Source organism: Halalkalibacillus sediminis, assembly GCF_002844535.1.
GTDB classification, from domain to species: domain Bacteria; phylum Bacillota; class Bacilli; order Bacillales; family Alkalibacillaceae; genus Halalkalibacillus_A; species Halalkalibacillus_A sediminis.
Genome location: NZ_PJNH01000002.1, coordinates 38,612 through 53,188, shown reverse-complemented (window position 1 = coordinate 53,188; position 14,577 = coordinate 38,612). Strand labels below are relative to the sequence as shown.

General features: G+C 38.6%; 16 protein-coding genes. 9 read left to right on the top strand and 7 right to left on the bottom strand.

All coding sequences use genetic code 11. The features are described from left to right. The first annotated feature begins 2 nt into the window (after positions 1-2). The 4 genes from CEY16_RS06525 (at position 3) to CEY16_RS06510 (ending at position 2,659) form a co-directional block, all read left to right on the top strand. Positions 3-746 carry an amino acid ABC transporter ATP-binding protein gene (locus CEY16_RS06525; protein WP_101331197.1) on the top strand — a complete coding sequence of 248 codons (744 nt, stop codon included), beginning with the start codon at positions 3-5 and terminating at the stop codon, positions 744-746. 132 nt (positions 747-878) lie between these two features. Then, the gene (locus CEY16_RS06520) at positions 879-1,715 is read left to right on the top strand and encodes a YusW family protein (protein ID WP_101331196.1); all 837 of its coding nucleotides are present in this window, start codon (positions 879-881) and stop codon (positions 1,713-1,715) included. Positions 1,716-1,830: 115 nt separating this feature from the next. Then, positions 1,831-2,295, top strand: a complete 465-nt coding sequence (locus tag CEY16_RS06515) for a DinB family protein (protein WP_101331195.1) — start codon at positions 1,831-1,833, stop codon at positions 2,293-2,295. A gap of 52 nt (positions 2,296-2,347) precedes the next feature. Beyond that, positions 2,348-2,659, top strand: a complete 312-nt coding sequence (locus CEY16_RS06510) for a hypothetical protein (RefSeq protein WP_101331194.1) — start codon at positions 2,348-2,350, stop codon at positions 2,657-2,659. Here CEY16_RS06510 and CEY16_RS06505 read toward each other — a convergent pair. From CEY16_RS06505 to CEY16_RS06490, 4 genes are all read right to left on the bottom strand, one after another. Next, positions 2,642-3,334: a VOC family protein gene (locus tag CEY16_RS06505; RefSeq protein ID WP_101331193.1), complete on the bottom strand. Its 693-nt coding sequence runs from the start codon at positions 3,332-3,334 to the stop codon at positions 2,642-2,644. The two genes, CEY16_RS06510 and CEY16_RS06505, sit on opposite strands and share 18 nt — an antisense overlap. Positions 3,335-3,336: 2 nt before the next feature. Next, positions 3,337-3,876 (bottom strand): NADPH-dependent FMN reductase, encoded by a 540-nt coding sequence (locus CEY16_RS06500; RefSeq protein WP_162297879.1) that lies wholly within the window; start codon positions 3,874-3,876, stop codon positions 3,337-3,339. A 173-nt stretch (positions 3,877-4,049) separates the two neighbouring features. Then, on the bottom strand, positions 4,050-4,703 hold the full coding sequence (locus tag CEY16_RS06495) for a response regulator (RefSeq protein WP_101331191.1): 654 nt from the start codon (positions 4,701-4,703) through the stop codon (positions 4,050-4,052). Beyond that, positions 4,696-5,823, bottom strand: coding sequence for a GAF domain-containing sensor histidine kinase (locus CEY16_RS06490; RefSeq protein WP_101331190.1), 1,128 nt, complete (start codon positions 5,821-5,823; stop codon positions 4,696-4,698). The genes CEY16_RS06495 and CEY16_RS06490 overlap by 8 nt, the downstream gene beginning before the upstream one ends. Positions 5,824-6,026: 203 nt before the next feature. Between CEY16_RS06490 and CEY16_RS06485 the strand changes: the two genes are divergently transcribed. The 3 genes from CEY16_RS06485 to CEY16_RS15180 all read left to right on the top strand — a co-directional run bounded on the left by CEY16_RS06485 (position 6,027) and on the right by CEY16_RS15180 (position 10,225). Next, complete coding sequence (locus tag CEY16_RS06485; RefSeq protein WP_101331189.1) at positions 6,027-7,211, top strand: class I SAM-dependent rRNA methyltransferase; 1,185 nt, start codon at positions 6,027-6,029, stop codon at positions 7,209-7,211. A gap of 341 nt (positions 7,212-7,552) precedes the next feature. Next, on the top strand, positions 7,553-9,730 hold the full coding sequence (gene katG, locus CEY16_RS06480; RefSeq protein WP_101331188.1) for a catalase/peroxidase HPI: 2,178 nt from the start codon (positions 7,553-7,555) through the stop codon (positions 9,728-9,730). Positions 9,731-10,048: 318 nt separating this feature from the next. After that, positions 10,049-10,225: a hypothetical protein gene (locus tag CEY16_RS15180; protein ID WP_162297878.1), complete on the top strand. Its 177-nt coding sequence runs from the start codon at positions 10,049-10,051 to the stop codon at positions 10,223-10,225. 150 nt (positions 10,226-10,375) lie between these two features. Here the strand turns inward: CEY16_RS15180 and CEY16_RS06475 are convergent, their stop codons facing one another. Together CEY16_RS06475 and CEY16_RS06470 are read right to left on the bottom strand one after the other, a co-directional pair. Then, complete coding sequence (locus CEY16_RS06475; protein WP_101331187.1) at positions 10,376-10,621, bottom strand: SHOCT domain-containing protein; 246 nt, start codon at positions 10,619-10,621, stop codon at positions 10,376-10,378. A 22-nt stretch (positions 10,622-10,643) separates the two neighbouring features. Next, on the bottom strand, positions 10,644-12,146 hold the full coding sequence (locus CEY16_RS06470) for a multicopper oxidase family protein (RefSeq protein ID WP_101331186.1): 1,503 nt from the start codon (positions 12,144-12,146) through the stop codon (positions 10,644-10,646). A 135-nt stretch (positions 12,147-12,281) separates the two neighbouring features. On the opposite strand from CEY16_RS06470, the gene CEY16_RS06465 reads away from it, so the two are divergent. Further along, positions 12,282-12,626, top strand: coding sequence for a four-helix bundle copper-binding protein (locus CEY16_RS06465; RefSeq protein WP_101331185.1), 345 nt, complete (start codon positions 12,282-12,284; stop codon positions 12,624-12,626). A gap of 316 nt (positions 12,627-12,942) precedes the next feature. After that, positions 12,943-13,371: a large conductance mechanosensitive channel protein MscL gene (mscL, locus tag CEY16_RS06460; protein ID WP_101331184.1), complete on the top strand. Its 429-nt coding sequence runs from the start codon at positions 12,943-12,945 to the stop codon at positions 13,369-13,371. A 19-nt stretch (positions 13,372-13,390) separates the two neighbouring features. Here the strand turns inward: mscL and CEY16_RS06455 are convergent, their stop codons facing one another. Further along, complete coding sequence (locus tag CEY16_RS06455; protein WP_101331183.1) at positions 13,391-14,431, bottom strand: zinc-binding dehydrogenase; 1,041 nt, start codon at positions 14,429-14,431, stop codon at positions 13,391-13,393. Positions 14,432-14,577 lie beyond the last annotated feature (146 nt).

The window sequence follows — 14,577 nt, the reverse complement described above, 5'->3', positions numbered from 1 at the left end:
TATTGTTATCTATCAAAGGATTAGCCAAGTCATTCGGTGATTTAGAGGTTATTAAAGACATTGATTTGGAAATAGAAAAAGGCAAAGTCGTCACGATTATGGGGCCTTCAGGTTCTGGTAAAACCACGCTTCTCCGTTGTTTGAATGCACTAGAAGAACCGACCAAGGGGCAGTACCGATTTGATGATGGACTTTCAATAGACTTCAACAAGAAGGTTTCTAAGAGTGATTGGCTGACATTACGTCGCAAGGCAGGTATGGTCTTTCAAACGTACAACCTTTTCCCACATAAAACGGCGCTACAGAACGTAACCGAAGGACCAATCGTCGTTCAAAAAAGGAACAAACAAGAAGTAGAAGAACTTGCGAAAAGGTTACTTAAGAAAGTAGGTCTAGAGGATAAAATGGATTTATTCCCTCACCAGCTTTCAGGAGGCCAACAGCAACGAGTAGGGATTGCTAGAGCTCTTGCTATTGAGCCTCAGCTGCTCCTTTTCGACGAACCCACCTCTGCCCTTGACCCCGAACTTGTAGGTGATGTTCTAAGTGTTATCAAAGACTTGGCCCTTGAAGGGTGGACGATTGCTATTGTTACACACGAAGTCCAGTTCGCAAAACAAGTATCTGATCACGTTATTTTCATGGACGGAGGTTACATTGTTGAACAAGGTCCTCCTACCGATGTTCTCGAATCACCTAAAGAAAAACGAACCCAACAATTTTTACACCGAGTATTAAACCCTTAAAGAGATGCGAACCAGCATCTCTTTTTTTATCACATAATTTCTCCTCATGAAATTTTAATCTTCCTGGCAGATGTTATTAATCAAGTCGGGGTAACATACAAGTAACAACAATTTCAAAGAAGGGTGATCAGCATGAATAAGTTATCTATTTTGTTTGTAACTTTCTTATTTTTAGTTGCGTGCGGGACGACGGAGGAACCAACCGATAACAACTCAGAAGATACTTCAGGCGAAGAGAATCAACAAGAGGAATCAAATGGTGAGACAAGCAATGAGTCAGAAGAAGACACTTCAAGTAAAGATGACGAAAAATCTGAATCGAACGCAGGGACTGCTGATGTCCGCGAGTTTGATTTAGAAGTTGAACTTTCTGATGACAACGAATGGGACTATGATTACAGACGTGATAACGTAGAAGAGACTAAAATCGAACGAGATAATGGAGATTCTGTAAGTGGTCAAAAAGCGACCAGTGAAATCGAAGAATTGCTATCCAAGATCTCAATCACAACCGACCGCCCCCTAGTGGACATGAAGGATGAGGTGCTTAGTGCTATCAACCTATCTTCGGGAGAGGCAAAAGAATTTGAACTGGAAACCCAGTTGAACTCCGGAGAAATCATTGAATTCGACCATAAAGGTTCCCAAAACACCGACCCAGGTGCTATCTCCGAGTTCGGTTTAAGCATTGATTTCAACTCTCAAGATAGTTGGGAATACGAGTATGAAGTTAACGAAGAAGCCGAAATTGAACGAGGAAACGAAGAAGTTGAAGGTTCTCAGGCGAAGGAAGAAATCGAATCCCTACTTAATAACCTGGATCTTACCCGTCAACATTCGATTGAGGAAATGAAACAAGCATTATTTAAAGAGCTCGAAATCAATGAAGATAACGTTGAAAAAATTGAGTTAGAAGTAGCATATGAAAGTGGAGAAGAAATGAAGTTCAAACACGATAAAGAAGAATAAAATACATGCACCATGGGAGTCTATATCGATTCCCATGGTTTTTTTCAAGGTTTGAGAAAAGGAGATATTTCTTTTATGTCGAAATACTCGTATAGGAAATAAGGGGGGGCTTCACATGAACCAACGTCAAGAAGTGTTATTTAATCAACTTGAAACTTATCGGGAAGAACTTTTATCGAATGTAGAAAATGTCAGTGAAGAAGAAGCAGAACTCATTCCAAAAGTGTTTAACAATAATATCAGATGGAACTTAGGTCATATATACATGGATCAATACATGTGGATTAAGGTCCTGACAAAAGACGACTTGTATCCTGACTCTTTCAACCATTGGTTCGGCTTTGGCAATTCTCCCTCCGACTTCGATGATGAGACACCTTCCTTCGAAGAACTGAAGCACTTATTGAAGAATCAAACATCCAAAATCAAAGAACTTTATGGTGATCGATTGGAAGAAGAATTTCCACCAACCGAAATGGGGATGTTCACAATCGAACAGGTCTTAAGCAGAACCATTTTTCACGAAGGAATGCACACGCAAGCTATTAATGATTTAAAGAGGTACTTAAGAATACAATAGTTAAAACCTAACTAGTTTCACAACTATTTTAAGAAAAAGAAGTGATGATTATATGTTAAAGGTTAAAAAACGGTATATTATCGGTGCGCTTCTAGTCGTTTTTATTATTGTATCGATCGCCACAAACCCAACGAAACAAGACTATATCAATTATACGAATTTCAATGAGGAAGAGATGGAACAAGCTCATGAGCAACTTGATTTTGAAATAGAAAAAATCAATTTCTTCATATTTTCAACTTATGCTATTAAGGAATCAACGCTGGGCCACTATGGCATTGTTCATTTGGCGTTTATGGGTAATTTTTTTCAAATCTCTGACGGGCAATACGATTATCCATGGTGGTTAGAGTTCTTCAATTGAAGGACTTACTTTAACCTCTCCACTTGAGTTAAGAGAAATTTTTCTATTTCCATCTAAAGTGATCTCAACAGGGTAAGCAATCGAGATTTTATCAGAAAAAAACCACTTTCTCCCTTCCTCTAGTAAGAGAACAAACGAATCGTTATCTGGCTCACCCATGAAATTCAGAACACCTGATTCAACTTCTTTATCGATTCTTCTCTTTACTCCTATTGCCTGCATTTCTTTCCCAACTGATAATGCGTCATCGACCACTAAGCTTATCTCACTTATATTTATGATACTCTCAATGGAAAACGGCCTGATGCTGGGCATTGATACCTTCTGTCTTGCAATTAATTCCACAATGTTTCCTGCGGGATCTTCGAAGTATAATGCATTTGCGTTTAGATGATCAAAATACACTTCGTCTTTACCTTCTTCCTTATTTAACGTTACTCTCTCCTTGATCCATGATTTTGCCTCTTCAAATTTATTGGGTGGAATATTAAAAGCAAAGTGATAAAAAGGGTTTTCTTGGGCTTCGCTTGAGGTGTATTCAAGTACACTATCCCCTATTGATATACTGAAGCGGTCCTCGCCATCCAAGGTCATTGGAAAGCCTAATACCTCACAGTAGAACTCTCTCATCTCTTCTAATTTTCCTGTTTGTAATACAACTGATTTAATTTCCATCTTCACAATTCTCCTCCGCTTAAAGTATAGTCACTGACTTCCCGACGATCAAAAATGGATTTTTTCAGCAGGAACCCATTGATACAATCAAATAGATTTTCACTCAATTTTGGCTCATCCAATGCATCCGAATCTACCACGAATTGTCTAGGGCTAACATCTGCATAAAGTGCACGTAGAATCGTTCTTAGATTATTCAGGGCATTTATGCCTCCTTTTCCTCCACCTGCAACTGCGAGCAACAAGACTGGCTTCTCCTCAAAAATATCATTGTTCGTGTAATCTAATGCATTTTTTAAAGCTCCACTGATTGCCCCATGATATTCTGGAGCAATCATGATGATTGCTTCAGCCTTTTTCATCTCTGTAAGCATCAATTGGACATTCTGTGATTCGGTCGTGAGTTCACTTCCATCAAATACCGGTAATTTGTTTTTTGAAAGATTGAAATGCTTAAAACCAAACTCCGAGCTGATCCAATTTCCAACCACACTGGAAACGGATTGATCTCTTCCGGAACCGCTGATTACTAGTACACTCATATTTACCCTCCTATATTTTTTGTAACTAATACTGAGTCTAAAAGATTCTCGGCTGGCTAACATCGGAGGGTGGTTTGAAAAGTGCTAAGTAGTATTTATCATCTTTTTTCATACCAGGGTCTTAGAAAGGTGAATAAATAAAAAGCACCTGAATTTTTCAGATGCTTTCTTATCTAGTCGTTAGCTATCTTATTTTTGACCGCAAAAAGTGCAGCCTGTGTCCGATCGCTGACAGGAAGCTTAGAGAACAGATTTGAAATATGTGTTTTTATCGTCTTTTCGGTTACAAATAAGGATTCCGCAATCTCTTTATTGTTTTTACCTTTAGCTATTTCAACCAACACTTCTCTTTCACGCTTCGTAAGCTCCTGTATTGCTTTTGAATCCTCAGACTCTTCATTATTTACATGTTGAAATAAGTGGTTTGCCACTTTGGGGTCAATATTCTTATCACCTTTGAAAACTTTTTGAATCGCTGATATTAATTCTTCGGGCTCAGTGTCTTTCAAGCAATAGCCATCTGCTCCGGCCCTCACAGCAGAAATTACATTATCTTGATCTCCAAAACTCGTTAGAATGAGAATCTTTTGATGAGGATATCTATGCTTAATTTCCTTTGTTGCTTCCACTCCATCCATTTCAGGCATAGATAAATCAAGTAAAATCACATCAACTTCTAGACCTTTTTCTAAAAATGAAAGTGCCTCTAATCCATTACTGCCCTCAGCCACCACTTCAAATTGCTTATCTTTCGTAAAGTAAAAAGCCAGACCTTGACGGACTACATGATGATCATCCACTATCATTAGTTTAACTGGTTCACTCATTAGCCTTACCTTCTTTCATCGGGATTTCCACACTTACGGTTGTTCCTTTTTTATTAATGCTTGTAATTCGACATTCTCCACCTACTAATTTGGCTCTCTCCTGCATACTTGTCAAACCCATCCCCTGGCCTGAAACTTCATTCAAGTCAAATCCACGACCGTTATCAATCACTTCTAATGTATATGAATTCCGATCGCTCTGGTCTATTATCACATTAGTCTCTGTCGCATCTGAATGCTTAGAAATATTATTCAACGCTTCTTGACCTATTTTCCAAAAGGTAGTTTCTACATTGCTAGGTAGATCTTGTACTCTAATTTCACAAGTAATAGGAATTCTTAATCGTTTGGCATAGTTTTCGAAACGATTACTCAATCCCTCTTCAATATTATCTGTTCTCAATTGCCAGATCAGGTCCTTCATTTCAGCAAGTGATTCTTTAGAAGATTGATAAATCTCTTCAAGCGAGCTTAAAACTTCTTCATTCTCCGTCGCCTTGGTGGTGCCTTTAGCTGTATACATAATTGAAAATAAATGTTGATTTACAGAATCATGTAAGTCTCTTGCTAGGCGATTTCTCTCTTCGAGGATATGCATAGACTGTTCGTGTTCAGATAGACGAATCCGTTCACACGCTGTGCCAATTTGAAGAGCGATCAATTCAAGAATATACAGTTCATCTTCATTAAAATTCTCTTTATATGGAGAGGCTACATTAAGTAACCCGTAAATCGTATCTCCTGATTGAATCGGTATTGAGGCATGGTGCGTAATCCCTTCAGTCTCTCCCCTTTTTTCGTTGATGGCCTTTTCAATACGCTCACAATTAATGATGTTAGTCGCCTTTTTCAACATTCCACTTTGGTAACGGTTAATACAACGACACTTGCCGTCACACATATATTTTCTATCTTGGTAATCAAGCGCTGGTGGTAGATTAGAAAAAGCAGCTAACTCAAAACCTGCTTGTTCATCGAATAAAAATATCCACCCCGTATGTAAGTTCGTGAGTTCTAGTACTTGATTCAAAACTTGCTGAAGCATAGATTTCATACTGGTCTCTCTATTTAGCATCTCAGCAATGGATTTAATAAGATACAGTTCTTCATTTCTATCCACCGGTAAACCCCCAATCCACTTTCACTATAATTGATTGTAGATGAACTTCTCTAAAAATTTTATATTTATCTTAACATAGCTATAACCCCTAATATCACAAAACACAATATTTGATAAAGATTAGATGCACTCTTAATTAATGATGTTTTTTATTTTCACCATTCTTATGCGATAATGGGTTAGAAATGGAGATGAATCATTACATGGTTGAATTAATACTAAACACAAAGTTCATACGACAATATCAAAATAAATTTCCTTTGATACGAAAAGAAGCAATCTTGAACCCTGAGGTGCTTTCAGAAGAAGGAGAAATCATTCATCTAGTCGATGCAAACCATCAGTTCGTAGCAAAAGGGTATTACGGTGAGCAAAATAAAGGACTTGGATGGGTGTTGACTTACAACGAATCGGAGAAAATTGATACAAGCTTCTTTAAAAATAGAATTCTAACCGCCATCAATAAAAGGCAACCCTTCTTCAATGACAAGTACACCAACACTTTCCGGATTTTTAATGGAGAAGGTGACGGTATTGGTGGACTGACGATTGAATACTTCGACGGATATTATGTGATCAATTGGTATAGCGAGGGGATCTATTCATATAAACAGCAGGTGATCAGTGCTTTAGAAGAAGTCATTGATTATAAAGCCATTTATGAAAAGAAGCGCTTCGATACAAAGGGTAAATATATTGATGATGACGATTTTGTCCAAGGTACACGTGGAGAGTTCCCACTGATCGTTAAAGAAAACGGCATGAATTTTGCGGTTTATTTAAACGACGGCGCCATGACGGGAATATTCCTGGACCAACGTGATGTAAGACGTGTCATTCGTGATAAATATGCACGAGGAAAACATGTATTGAACACCTTCTCCTATACTGGTGCGTTTTCTGTTGCGGCTGCTCTTGGAAGAGCATCGAAAACAACGAGCGTCGACTTGGCGAAGCGAAGTAAAAGTAAAACGATCGAACAGTTCAGTATTAATGGAATCGACTTTGAACAACAGGATATTTATGTGATGGATGTGTTCGACTATTTCAAATATGCTAAACGAAAAGAGAAGAAATTTGATATGGTCGTTTTGGATCCGCCGAGTTTTGCTCGTTCAAAGAAAAGGACCTTTTCCACCGCAAAGGATTATCCAGGTTTAATCAAAGATACGTTAGATATTACAGAAAAGAATGGTGTCATCGTGGCATCTACAAACACCGCTTCCTTTGACATGAACCAATTCAAAAAGCTTGTAGATAAAGGCTTCAAAGAATCAGGGGAAAAATATCAAATACTTGAAGAGTATTCTCTGCCCCAGGACTTCAAGACCAATAAGCAATATAAGCAGAGTAATTATTTGAAGGTATTGATTGTGAAGAAACTATAATAACCACCTTCAATTAAGGACGGCCACATTATTGGTCGTCTCTTTTATATCTTCTGAAGTTATTTGAATATTGTGTTAATATTGAAGTCTAGTAAGTGTTCTAAAATGGAGAAGATTATATCAACACGGAAATTAGGCCTTTCATGCTTAGGAGTAAACTGCATAGCTATTATATTTAAATATGAAACAAAAGGCTACAGCATATTTCTTTTAGTTTGAGGTATTATTTATTATAATTATAAAGTAAGAATGAATATTGTCTCTGAGATAATTATATTTTTATTAGAGACACACTCATTTGATACTTAGACTTTAAAAACGGAAAGGGGAAAATGATTGATATGACAGATCAACAGAACATGGACAAATGTCCAGTGACCCATCAAGAAATGCCTGGGCCTTCTTCTAGAGGCACCACTAACCGTGACTGGTGGCCAAGTCTACTAAACTTGGACATTCTACATCAACATGATACAAAAACAAACCCTCTGGGGGAAGACTTTGATTATAAAGAAGAGTTTCAGAAATTAGATTTTGACGCTTTAAAGAAAGATTTGCATGAACTGATGACCGACAGCCAGGATTGGTGGCCTGCGGACTATGGCCATTACGGGCCGTTTTTCATCCGTATGTCCTGGCACGCTGCGGGTACTTATCGTATCCAAGATGGCCGCGGAGGTGGCGGAAGCGGTTCTCAACGTTTCGCTCCACTCAACAGCTGGCCAGATAACGGAAACTTAGACAAAGCTCGTCGTCTGCTATGGCCAATCAAACAGAAATACGGAAACAAAATCTCATGGGCAGACTTACTCGTTCTAGCGGGTAATGTTGCAATCGAATCCATGGGTGGAAAAACGATCGGCTTCGGTGCTGGACGTGAAGACATCTGGCACCCAGAAGAAGATGTCAACTGGGGTCCTGAAACCGAATGGTTAGGAAACAAGCGTTACAAAGGCGAAAGAGAACTTGAAAATCCTCTTGCTGCTGTTCAAATGGGCTTAATTTATGTAAATCCAGAAGGTCCAGATGGTGAACCTGATCCACTTGGAAGTGCACATGATATTCGCGATACTTTCCGTCGTATGGGAATGACCGATGAAGAAACCGTTGCGCTTACTGCAGGCGGGCACACATTTGGTAAATCTCACGGAGCTGGTGACGCTTCACTTGTTGAGGATGAACCTGAAGCCGCTCCGATCGAAGCACAAGGCTTAGGTTGGAAGAGCTCTTATGAAACAGGAAATGGCCCTTACACGATTACAAGCGGAATTGAAGGTGCCTGGACGCCAACACCAACGAAATGGGATATGACCTACTTCGATATGCTACTCGGCTATGAATGGAAGCTGACGAAGAGCCCTGCTGGCGCATATCAGTGGGAACCAGTGGACCCTGATGAAGATCACCTTGCACCAGATGCGGGAGATTCTTCTAAGAAAGTAAAAACAATGATGACAACAGCGGACATGGGGATTCGTGAAGATCCTGATTTCGCAAAAATTGCTCGTCGTTTCCACGAGAACCCAGATGAATTTAAAGATGCGTTCGCTCGTGCATGGTTTAAGCTTCTCCACCGAGACATGGGACCTAAAGATCGCTACTTAGGACCAGACGTACCTGAAGAAGACTTCATCTGGCAAGACCCTGTTCCAAAAGTGAATTACGAATTAACAGATCAAGAAATTGAAGATCTTAAAGCGAAAATTTTAGATACCGACCTTTCAGTCAGTGAGCTAGTCAAAGTGGCATGGGCATCTGCCTACACATTCCGCGGATCTGACATGCGCGGTGGTGCAAATGGCGGCCGCATACGCCTATCTCCACAGAAAGACTGGGAAGTAAACGAACCAGAAGAGCTGAACAAAGTTTTATCTGCGCTTGAAGGCGTGAAAAACGACTTCCACAAGGACGTCAGTATGGCTGACTTAATCGTTCTTGGCGGTAGCGCAGCGATTGAAAAAGCTGCAAAAGACGCTGGATATGCTGCTCATGTACCGTTCACACAAGGACGCGGCGATGCAACGCAAGAACAAACAGACGAAGAAAACTTCGAAGTGCTTGAGCCAAAAGCAGACGCATTCCGTAACTATCAGCAAAAAGAATTTGCGGTAAGTCCGGAAGAAATGATGGTGGATAAAGCACAATTGCTTGGCTTGACTGCACACGAAATGACCGTTCTTGTCGGTGGTATGCGTGTACTTGGTGCGAACTACAAAGGCGCGCCACACGGTGTATTTACTGATCGTGCCGGCCAGTTGACGAACGACTTTTTCGTCAACCTGCTCGACATGAATGTTGAGTGGACACCACTTGAAGGCGGCGTATATGAAGCACGCGACCGCCAGACAGGCGAAGTAAAGCGCACAGCAACACGCGTGGACCTGATCTTTGGTTCACACTCTGTCCTTCGTGCAATGTCAGAAGTATATGCACAAGACGACAACGATGAGAAATTCGTCAACGACTTCATCAAAGCATGGGTGAAAGTCATGGACAACGACCGTTTCGATGTAGAATAATAGTAGACACGAAAACACCTATCGGGCTAATTAAAGCCCTATAGGTGTTTTTTTGTTTTATAAACTTTTCACAGTCATGAGGGGAATTCAAAGTACATAAAGAAAAGTGAAGCAGTTTCAAAAATCATTTACTTTTAATGAAAAGGATCGCCCCATCAGAAAAAATTTACCAAATTGTGACACACAGAACTCCGACCCAAGTATGAGATGAGCAAAATACTGTTTACATTACATACAAATCGGTTACAATAGCAAAGGTGCCAAAAATATAACGGATTCCGAAATAAAATGAAAATTCTAAAAAAGGAGGAACTACTCATGTTTCAAAACGAACTTGTTTTACAATCGATGGTGCAAGACCGTCACAGCTCACTTCGAGAAGAAGCGAATAGACACCGCTATCAAAAAGAATTGTTGAAGCCAAAAAAGGCAGTTGAAACAGACCATTCACAAGTAAAAGTAAAAAATGGTCATCTAGTTAATTGCTACTCATAAGAAACAAACTCCTCTTAACCTTCTGATAAGGAAGAGGAGTTTTTTTATTGATTCATTCTTATATTTAAAGTTAAAACACATAATCACTTCAGTCTTACTAATAATTTTTACCTAAGTCAAAAGGGCTTAACATTTGAGGTCAGCCTCATTTTAACTTCTTAGTTTATTTTTTAACCGTTCGTATTCTTCTTCAGAAATTTCGCCTTTGGCTAGGCGCGACTTTAATATTTCTAATGAATCTTCAGGGTGATGTGAACTTAAACTATTATTATTTTGGTTATTTGGTTTTCTAAACATCCAAACTAAAACTGCTACGACTAAGACAACGATAATAATCATAATGAAGCTAAATATAAAATTTCCAAATAAGTTGCCTCCCATACCACCATTCATCATTGAATTTCCCTCCTAGTTAGAGTTATTTAGCATATGGTGAGAATACCCCTTTATAATCTACGATGGTCATCATGCCAAGATCTGCATGATTATTATCGTGACAATGGAATAGCCATTCACCTTTATTATCAGCTTTAAAGTAAATTTCAAAAGTTTCTCCAGGTTTAACGTGAATTAAGTCCTTAACCATTGGTTCTTCAAACTTCCTTCCGTTTTTTGAAACAACTTGAAATCGATGACCGTGTAAATGCATAGGGTGATTTAAACGACCATTATTTTTAATTTCAACTTTAACTATGTCCCCATCTTCTACTTTAATAGGTGGGGTATTAGGGTACTCATTATCATTGATTTGAAATGTCATACCCTCTCCCATCTGCATTCCCATACTTAAATCCATTTCATAACTAACATCAACTTCGTCAGGAGTATCTTCAAATATAAGATCCTGGTTGCCAATAGTCGCCCCATCGATAACCTTACCTTCGTCAGCTTGATTAGGTTCAAGGTTTGCGTAATCAACATCTTTATCTGTAATTACCGGTATATTGGCATTCACACCTTTATTTATTGAAGTAAGATTTGATATCAACCAAGGTTCAGATTGGTTGTTTCTTACTTCTAAATCAACTCTTTCCCCAGGTGCAACTTCTATAATATTCGCTTCATTGTTGCTGTCTATTGTATCCGCCGCATCATAAGCAATGACTTTTACTGAACCCTTTGGGAAATTTAATTTTTGTACTTGATAACCAGCATTAATAATTCTAATACGTGTTTTTTCACTTTCCCCTATGATTATAGGTTCTATACTATTTCCTGATTTTCCGTTAACTGTGTAAGTATCGTACATTTCTTTTGTATCGGCTTCTCCATCCCCACTCATAGCCCCCATCATCGTTCCAGGCATGTTAGTTAAGCTTTCTCGATCTCCATCGGTTGCCCATTCATCTAAAATTAGTATTTGTTCATTGTTATAATCGTTCTTTTGATCCCGTTCTTCAACTACTAATGAACCATATAATCCCTTGTCCACTTGTAGAGAACTATGTTCATGTGAGTGATACCAATATGTCCCAGGGTCCTTTGCTTCAAATTGATAAGTAAACGTCTCACCTGGTTGAACAGCCTCTTGAGTTAAGTCAGGTACACCATCCATTACATTAGGTAAGATAACACCGTGCCAATGAATCGTGACCGGAACATCTAAGTTATTTTTTAAGTTGACCTTTAAGACATCTCCTTCCGTTACTCGAAGGGGTTCACCAGGTACTGTACCGTTAAAAGTCCAAGCATTAACACTTTCACCCTTTTCTAGTGACCATTCAACTTCTTCAGCCGTTAGGTCATACTCTGTTATATTTTTATCACTAAAATCATCATTATATAATTCTTCAATGCTCTCTTCTCCATTGACTAATTCTGGTTCACCGTCAGCCCCATTATTATAAATCCATTCATAACTACTGTATCCCAAAACTAAAAGCAATAAAATTATCACTGAACCTATAATTTTTTTCTTCAACTTTCTAACCCCCTTCTATCTTGGTTATACCCAAAAAATATGAAGAAAGTGTGATATTTAATCAATTAGTCAGCTCATATATTGAAGAGTTTCGGGAAAGATAATCGCAGATTCAAATAAAAGGAGGATTTTACAATGGGAGTATTATCAACATCACCTACTACTATGGATAGCTGTATTGAGGCTTGTCTGAAATGTTTAAGAGCTTGTGAAGAATGTTTTACTGCTTGTCTTCAAGAACCGGATGTACAGGCTAGAGTCAAATGTATTCAAACATTAAGAGATTGTGCTGAAATCTGTGGCCAGGCTTCACACTATATGTCTCGTAATAGTTCTTTTTCGGCGAATCTTTGTAGTCTGTGCGCCCAGATTTGTGAACAATGTGCAACTGAATGTGAAAATATGCAAGATGAACATTGTAAAGAATGCGCACAAATTTGTCGCGAATGTGCGCAGGAATGCCGAAACATGGCTGGTTAATTAAAATGAACCTCTAAACCTGTCGTGGAGAAAAGTGTGAGAGTCGTGAAATTACCCTACTTTAATATTCTGGCGGAGTAACGGTTTAGCCCCTTTTCTTGTTCCCAGGTTCTTAGATTAATGAGTGAGGAAAAAAGTGTGATACGTATCAATAAGAAAATAAGCGACTCAAAAGAGTCGCTTATTTTCTTATCTTTTCCATTAAAGCATTAACCATTTCATTATTGTTCGACTGGCAATTTTATTTCGAAGATTTTAATATGTACCACTTCCTTTGAATAAGATTCAGTAATAGCGATAAACAAGGGTTGATTCTATGTGGAATGAATTTAAAAAATTTGCATTGCGAGGAAATGTGTTTGAAGTGGCTATTGCTGTTGTAATTGGAACAGCTTTCAGCAAAATTGTCGATTCATTAGTCAATGACATTATTATGCCCATATTTGGGGTGTTGGTTGGTGGGACAAGCATCAAATTTCTCGTATTAAATATTGATGGGGTCATTATTAGGTACGGTTCATTTTTTCAAACGGCAGTGGATTTCTTTGTAATTACATTTTCTATCTATCTTTTTATAAAGCTATTTAATTATTTAAGGGGTAGTGAGAGTGTACCATTACAAGAGACTCCCCACCCTAACCGTGAAGTATTAACTGAGATCAGAGATATTTTAAAGGAAGATCAATTATCATCGAAAGAAAAGTCTACCGATGAAGAAAGAACATTTAAGGTTCGTATAAAATAGGAAATGATTTAAGTCATATTCATTCTTCAGGAAGCAAGACAACCTTCCCTAACTTTCCTGCTTTTTTAAAATAAACTTGAGCTTCCCTCGCTTTTTCTAAAGGAAAAGTGCAATCAATTACTGGTTTGATTTTACCTTCAGAAATAGATTGGAGCAAACGTTTAAATTCTTCCATCGTGCCCAACACAGAGCCATAAAGAGTGATGTGTTTCAAGTACAACGTTCTAAAATCAAGTTCTGTCTTCTGACCACCAGCAGATCCAGATGTACAGAATTTCCCGCCTTTCTTCAGTACTTGTAGAGATGTTGAAAATAAAGCATCTCCTACAACATCTAATACCGAGTCAATCGGACCGTTATTCACCGCTATTATTTCTTCAGCAAGATTATCCGATTTATATGACAATACATGTGTTGCTCCCAGTTCCTTTAATTTTTCTTCCAAACTTAAGTCGCCGACAATCGCTATGACCGTAGCTCCAAATACTTTAGAGGCAATTTGTATATTTAACGACCCTACACCACCATTTGCACCTGTTACCACAATCGTCTCTTCAGGTTGAACTTGAATTTGTTCTACCATATGCCATGCTGTCAAGCCGCTAACACTAAAGACAGCACTTTCAATGTAATCGGAAAGGGGCATATCAAAACAAAGGTGAGCAGGCCACACCACATATTCCGCGTATCCTCCATCATACTCTGAACCGATAAAAGACATATCTTCTGAAATATGTTCTAATCCTTTCTCTCCACTTGATGTAAACGGGAAGAGGACAACATTTTTTTCAAGCATAGACTCCTCTACTGATTTTCCTACCTTTACTATTCTACCTGTAATATCAGAACCGGGGGTTCGAGGAAATTGTACTCCTTCTGGTCGCCATCCAGACTTTGAACCAGTGCCGTATGCACCTTCCCTCATCCAAATTTCAGTATTATTTATGGAACAAGCCTTTACTTTAACCAGCACTTCATTGTCTTTAGGTTCTGGAATAGCCTGTTGAACGATTTCTAACTTATCTACCCCACCATATCCTGTCACTTTAACAGCTTTCATAAACTATCGCCCCTCTTGATTAGAATAATATGAAATTTATCCTACCGTGGAATGTACGTGATATATCTAATAAAGCTTTGAATTTACGGTGCCCACTCTGATTATTCGTATTCTTACACAATTTCATTTTTAAATCCAACTAAAAC

What these genes read in the sequence shown, in the direction of transcription:
- CEY16_RS06475 (WP_101331187.1), bottom strand. Translation starts at nt 10,621, where the DNA reads ATGATGAATGGTGGTATGGGAGGCAACTTATTTGGAAATTTTATATTT.
- CEY16_RS06485 (WP_101331189.1), top strand. Translation starts at nt 6,027, where the DNA reads ATGGTTGAATTAATACTAAACACAAAGTTCATACGACAATATCAAAAT.
- CEY16_RS06465 (WP_101331185.1), top strand. Translation starts at nt 12,282, where the DNA reads ATGGGAGTATTATCAACATCACCTACTACTATGGATAGCTGTATTGAG.
- CEY16_RS06505 (WP_101331193.1), bottom strand. Translation starts at nt 3,334, where the DNA reads ATGGAAATTAAATCAGTTGTATTACAAACAGGAAAATTAGAAGAGATG.
- CEY16_RS06520 (WP_101331196.1), top strand. Translation starts at nt 879, where the DNA reads ATGAATAAGTTATCTATTTTGTTTGTAACTTTCTTATTTTTAGTTGCG.
- CEY16_RS06500 (WP_162297879.1), bottom strand. Translation starts at nt 3,876, where the DNA reads ATGAGTGTACTAGTAATCAGCGGTTCCGGAAGAGATCAATCCGTTTCC.
- CEY16_RS15180 (WP_162297878.1), top strand. Translation starts at nt 10,049, where the DNA reads ATGTTTCAAAACGAACTTGTTTTACAATCGATGGTGCAAGACCGTCAC.
- CEY16_RS06495 (WP_101331191.1), bottom strand. Translation starts at nt 4,703, where the DNA reads ATGAGTGAACCAGTTAAACTAATGATAGTGGATGATCATCATGTAGTC.
- CEY16_RS06510 (WP_101331194.1), top strand. Translation starts at nt 2,348, where the DNA reads ATGTTAAAGGTTAAAAAACGGTATATTATCGGTGCGCTTCTAGTCGTT.
- CEY16_RS06515 (WP_101331195.1), top strand. Translation starts at nt 1,831, where the DNA reads ATGAACCAACGTCAAGAAGTGTTATTTAATCAACTTGAAACTTATCGG.
- mscL (WP_101331184.1), top strand. Translation starts at nt 12,943, where the DNA reads ATGTGGAATGAATTTAAAAAATTTGCATTGCGAGGAAATGTGTTTGAA.
- katG (WP_101331188.1), top strand. Translation starts at nt 7,553, where the DNA reads ATGACAGATCAACAGAACATGGACAAATGTCCAGTGACCCATCAAGAA.
- CEY16_RS06455 (WP_101331183.1), bottom strand. Translation starts at nt 14,431, where the DNA reads ATGAAAGCTGTTAAAGTGACAGGATATGGTGGGGTAGATAAGTTAGAA.